This is a genomic window from Allofournierella sp., from assembly GCF_017889395.1.
GTDB lineage: Bacteria > Bacillota > Clostridia > Oscillospirales > Ruminococcaceae > Allofournierella.
In genome coordinates this window covers 1-5,464 of the sequence record NZ_JAGHKE010000117.1, presented here as the reverse complement: position 1 = coordinate 5,464, position 5,464 = coordinate 1, and the positions used below count along the sequence as shown (strand labels likewise).

Sequence of the window (5,464 nt, the reverse complement as noted above, 5' to 3'; positions counted from 1 at the left end):
ACCTTCTACGAAAACAAATTCTACGTGGGCCAGATGGGCCTGTTCGGCGCGCTGGATCTGGAGGTGCCCTTCATCAGCCTTGTCAGCCCCATGCTGCTGTTGTTCGGCGCGGTGCTGTCGGTGCATGAGAAGAGCAGCCTGAAGCCCGCGCCCGCCCTGGGCCTGGGCGCGCTGAGCGTGCTCTACATCACCGGCGCGGCCACTGCCATGTATATCACCAGTACGCCGGTGGGCATGATCCGCATCATCGGGGTGCAGGCGCGGTACTTCCTGCCCGCGTTCCTGATGCTCACGGTGCTGCTGGCGGCGGTGCTCAGCCACGTGCTGGAGCCGCGCCTTGCCGCGGGGCAGAAAAAGCCCCAGGCGGTGGCGCTGTGGACCTTTGCCGCCTTCGGCATGCTGGGCGCGGTGCTGCTGTTCCAGCATTACTTCATCGGGCCGGTATTCGTTTTGCCCGGCTGACCGATTTTTGACTTGACTGAAAAGGGGGAAAACGCGGGATGGTGATGGTAACGATCAGCGGATTCCTGGCGCTGGCGGCCATTGGGCTGTACAGCGCCTTCCTGGCCCGGCTCTGCCGGGCGGATGCCGCCCTGTTTGCGCTGCCGGTGATCGGCGGCGGGGCGGTATGGCTCTGCCTTTGGGGCTTTTTGGGCCTGCTGCCGGTGGGCGGCTGGCTGTTTTATCTGGGCGCGGCGGCGCTTGTGGCCGTTCTGCTGGCTCGCCGCCGGCTGGCCGAAACGCTGGAGACCCTGTTCACACCGGCCTTCGGTGTGTTCCTGGCGGCCAGTGTGTTCTTTCTGGTGGTGTTCGCCATCACCCGGCCGGAGTTTGCCCAGAACGATGAATTTACCCTGTGGGGCTCGGCGGCTAAACTGACCAAGCTGCAGAACGTGCTGCATCCGGCGGCTCACGGCAACCTGCTGGCCAAGGCCTCCAACCCGGGCATGATGCTGGTGGTCTACCTGTTCCAGTTCTTCAGCGCCGGGTTCTCGGAGTGGAGCGCCTACTTTGCCTACGACGCCATGCTGGCCGCGGCGGTGGCCGCCATGGCCGCGCTGGCGGGCAAACGTTGGAGCAGCACCCTGGTGCTGGCGGGCTGCGGCTTTCTGCTGCCCTACTTTTTCAGCGCCCCCTCGGTGGGGGAGCTGTCCACCGTGTACCTCTCGGTGCTGGGCGATCTGCCCCTGGGCTTTGTGTTCGGGGCCACGGTCTGCCTGTATTTTGTGTTAAAAGACAAGGTCTGCTGCCTGCCGGTGCTGCTGGTGCAGGTGAGCTTTCTGACCCTCATCAAGGACATGGGCCTGGCCTATGCCCTGATCGCGGTGGGCCTTGTCTGCGCGGACGCCCTGTTCACCGGGCCGCTGGCGGGCTTTGGCCGCCGGCTGGTCAAGGTGGTGGGCGGCGGTGTGCTTCTGGCCGTTCCGGTGGCGGGCTTTTATCTGGGCTGGACCCGCTATGTGGCGGCCATGACCGGCGCGGACAAAACCACCGTGGGCAGCGGCGACGCGGCTATGAGCCAGGGGGCGGCCATCCTGTCCGGCGTGCGCCAGCTGCTTCGGCTGGAGGAGCCCACCGAAAAGTTCACCCAGGTGAGCGCCCTGATGCTGAAAAGCCCGGTGAGCGTGCCGGTCTGCCTTTTGGGCGGCGGCGCGCTGGCGCTGGCGGCCATCTTCCTTGTGCTGGCTGTGGTGTTCCTTGCCCGGAAAGAGGGGGAGGAGCGCCGCCGCCCGGTGGTGCTGGCGGTGTTCGGCACCCTGGCACTGGTGGCCTTTCTGGTGTTCCATCTGTTTTTGTATGTGTTCAACTTCAAGGATCCGGAAGCGCTGCAGCTGAAGGATTACATCCGCTACATCGGGCCCTATTATCTGGGCTTTTTCCTGATGGCGCTGGGCCTTCTGGCCCGGGCGGGCTTTGGCGGTGCGTGGGCCAAGCTGGCCCGGCTTGCCGCCGTGGGTGTGCTGGCGGTGTTCTGTGTGCTGATCGGCTGGCGGGGCGTGCCCGCCGCGGGCTTCTGGAACTATCCCCACGTGGTCTACGCGGTGCGGGATGATGTGAAGGAGCGGGCCGGGCAGGTGAACGGCCTGCTGGATTGGGACGACACCGTTCTGCTCATCAGCCAGGGAGACGACGCCACCCGCTGGAACTACTTCGGCTATGATCTGAACGCCACGCTGGCCCGGGGCTTTGGCGGCTTCGGCTACGGCCACGAGGGCGACTGGAGCTGGGACACCACCCATATGAATCTGGTGGACCCGGCCCGTGCCCAGGAGGGTATGCCGGAGGTATACCCCTACCAGACCGTCTGCACGGCGGACGATCTGCGCCTGTTCCTGCTGGACAAGCGCTACACCCACATCCTCATCGACGAGAGCGACGATTACATCGCCGGGACCATCGGCCCCGCCTTCGGCATCGACGATCTGCCCGACCGGCGCACCGATTCGGTGATCCTGCTGCGGGTGGAATATGAGGGCGACACCGTGCGCTGGGTGCGCGAGGAAGGAGGCGCGGCATGAAACGACCGATTCGCTGGCTGGCGGCGGCCTACCTTGCCGTGCTGGCCCTCTGGCTGATTTTTGGCGGGGTAAGCCTTGCCAAAAGCGCCTGGTATGCCCATAAGGGAATGAAGGCGCAGACCGAGCTTGCCTGGCAGGACCTGACCGGTGTGGGCGTGCAGGAGCTGGAGGGCGAGGAGGAAGGCGTGTGGTACGTCTCCACCGACACCGACCCCCAGCTGCACTGGACCGCCCCGAACCCGGAAGGGGTTTATCTGGAAACGGTGGAGCTGCGCGTGGAGCAGCTCACCCCCGGCCAGGCGGTGGTGCTTTACTGGAAAGCGCCGGGCCAGGCAGATTTTTCCGCGGCCCGGATGGTGTATGCACAAAAGACCGCCGATGGCGTGTACCGCTTTGATCTGGGCGGGTGCGTGGTGAGCGAGATCCGCCTGGACCCGGACAGTGTGGGCGGCGTGACCACCCGTTTTGACGGGGTGACCCTGAACCCGGCCGAGGGCTGGTACACCGCCTTTGTTCCCACCGCCACCGGCCTTGTGCTGGGGCTGCTGCTACCGCCGGTAATTGTGGCGGTGCTGTGGGAGCTGTGGGCGGTATTGGAGCCTGAGCCGTTCCGGAAATCGGCGCGCATTGCACGCCGGAAGCCCCGGGGCGGAAGTGCCTTTAAAAAGGAGAAATGAGCTTGCAGTATTTTGATCTGGTTTTGAGTTTTACGGCCCTGTTCGGCCTGTGCGCCTTCCTTACCCTGAAGGCCCGGCTGCACAGTGCGCTGGCTCCGCTTGCCGCGCTGGGCATTACCGGCATCTGGTTCACCCTGGCGGGTGTGGCGGATCTGCTGGTGGCGGGCGGCTGGGTGTTCTATCTGGCGGCCTGGGGCCTGGGCGTCTTTGCCCTGGTGACCAAACGCAGCGAGGCCCGGCGGCTGCTCAGCCCCGGCGCGGTGGTGTTCTGGGGGCTGGCTGTCAGCTTCGCGGTGTATTTTTCCGTCCGCCAGCCCATGTTCCATGATTTTGACGAGTTCAGCTTCTGGGGCCCGGCAGCGCAGATGACCAGTACCACCGATCATCTGTATACCATCTGCGAATACGGTACCCCCTGGCAGGCCACCCAGAACTGCGGCCTGATCGTGCTGAGCTACTTTGTGCAGTTCTTCGGCGCCTTTGCACCCTTCAAGGTGTATCTGGCTTATGACCTGCTGCTGTTCGCCTGTATCGCCGCATTGGTGGGTGTCATCGGCTTCAAACACTACCGGCTGGCGCTGCCCATGGCGGTGATCGGCTGGTGCACCCCCTGGTTCTTCACGGTGTATGCCCGTACCGTTGCGGTGGATGACACCTATATGAGCGCCTACGGCGACATCCCCGCCGGTATGCTGGCGGGCGGCGCGGTGGCCATGTGGCTGGCTCTGCGCAGCGAAAAGGGCGCAGGACCCCGCTGGGCGGTGCTGCCGGTGCTGGCTTTGATGGCCAACATCAAGGACAACACCTTCCCCATTGCCCTGATCGCGGCGGGCTGCATCGCGGCGGATGCCTTCCTCTTTGATTACAAGGACTGCTGGAAGGAGGGCCTGGCCCGGCGCTTCGGCTTCGCGGTGCTGTGCCTGGCAGTGCCGCTGGCTCAGTACAGGGTGTGGAGCAGCTACATTGCGATACTGGTGCAGAAAAACGCCGAGAGCGGCGGCAGCGGTGTGACCTCTTTGAGCCCCTTCGGCGCGGCGCTGCAGGGAACGAAAATGCTGCTGGGCCTGTCGGTGCCGGAGGAGTACGCCGCCCGGCAGGAGCAGTTCTTTGCTGCCATCCGGAACATGTGGGCGGCCTTCCTGAGCAAGGAACGGCTGGTGTCCATGGTTGGGCAGGGCGTTCTGGTGACCGGCCTGATTCTGGGCATGTTCGTGATTGCCCTGGTGTTTGCAAAAGGCATGCGTCAGCGGCTGCGGGTGCTGTGCTGGATGGGCTTGAGCACCCTGGGCTTTGCGGCTTACAGCTATGTGATCACCATCAGCTACGGCTTCATCTTCAAGGACTTCCAGGCGGAGGTTCTGGACGCTTACAACCGCTATATGTACACCTATTACATCGCCTGGTTTGTGATCGCAGCGGCGGTGCTGGCCTGGGTGGTGCAGACCGGCCGCTGGCGGCTTCTGGGCCAGGCGGGGGCGCTGGCCTTTGCCTGCCTGATGCTGCTGCGGGTGAACATGATGGTGCTGCCCCAGATGAGCGTGCTGGGCTTTTCCGACGCCACCTTTGCGGACCAGTACCTGATCATGGAAAAGGTGGACGCGGTGAAGGCCCAGATCGACGAGGACGACCGCATCTTCTTTGTGAGCCAGGGCGACGACGGCCTGCTCTGGTTCACCTACAGCTGCTACTTCCAGCCCAATATTCTGGATTACAGCGGCTGGGAACTGGACGAGGAGACCGGCCTGTACGGCGCGGGCGGCGGTACCTTCTGTCTGCCCGAGAATATGCCCGAAGTCAAGGAGGGCGGCGCGCTTTACTTCCACGCCTACCGCACCGAGGACTTTGCAAAGGCCGTGGCTGAGAGCGGCTGCGAATACATCTTTGTGGACAAGCTGGACGCGGGCTTTGTGGCCGGATACGGCAGCCTGTTCACCGATGGCCTGGCTGCTGCCGAAAACGGCGAGACGCTGCTCTACCGCATTGCCCCGGGCGGCTATGAGCCGGTTGCGATGGAGGTGCCCCGATGATTCCGAAACTGAAACAATGGCTGGAACGCCCGGCCTTTCTGCCCCTTTTGTGCTATGCGGCGGCGCTGATCGTCTGGCTGGGGGGCAGCGTCTGGAGCCTTGGAACGGATATGATCGCCAAGGCGGGCGGAAGTCTTTACCAGTGTGAGCTTACCCTGGAGAATTTTGAACTGGTGGACATGCAGCTGCTGGAGGACGGCAGCTACATCACCACCAGCGGCGACCCCCAGATGATCTGGCA

At 64.0% G+C, this 5,464-nt stretch carries 4 protein-coding genes and 1 pseudogene; all 5 read left to right on the top strand.

Annotated features, from left to right (window positions below; all coding sequences use genetic code 11):
* Window positions 1–462, top strand: a pseudogene (locus J7G73_RS12205) (hypothetical protein); the annotation flags it as partial.
* Window positions 463–500: 38 nt separating this feature from the next.
* Window positions 501–2,519: a hypothetical protein gene (locus J7G73_RS12200; protein ID WP_291246453.1), complete on the top strand. Its 2,019-nt coding sequence runs from the start codon at window positions 501–503 to the stop codon at window positions 2,517–2,519.
* Entirely contained in the window at window positions 2,516–3,196 is a 681-nt protein-coding gene (locus tag J7G73_RS12195) for a hypothetical protein (RefSeq protein ID WP_291246452.1), read from the top strand. Before J7G73_RS12200 ends, J7G73_RS12195 begins: the two co-directional genes overlap by 4 nt.
* A 2-nt stretch (window positions 3,197–3,198) precedes the next feature.
* Window positions 3,199–5,223 (top strand): hypothetical protein, encoded by a 2,025-nt coding sequence (locus tag J7G73_RS12190; protein ID WP_291246451.1) that lies wholly within the window; start codon window positions 3,199–3,201, stop codon window positions 5,221–5,223.
* On the top strand, window positions 5,220–5,464 hold a 245-nt coding region (locus tag J7G73_RS12185; RefSeq protein WP_291246450.1), incomplete at its 3' end, for a hypothetical protein. The genes J7G73_RS12190 and J7G73_RS12185, both read left to right, overlap by 4 nt.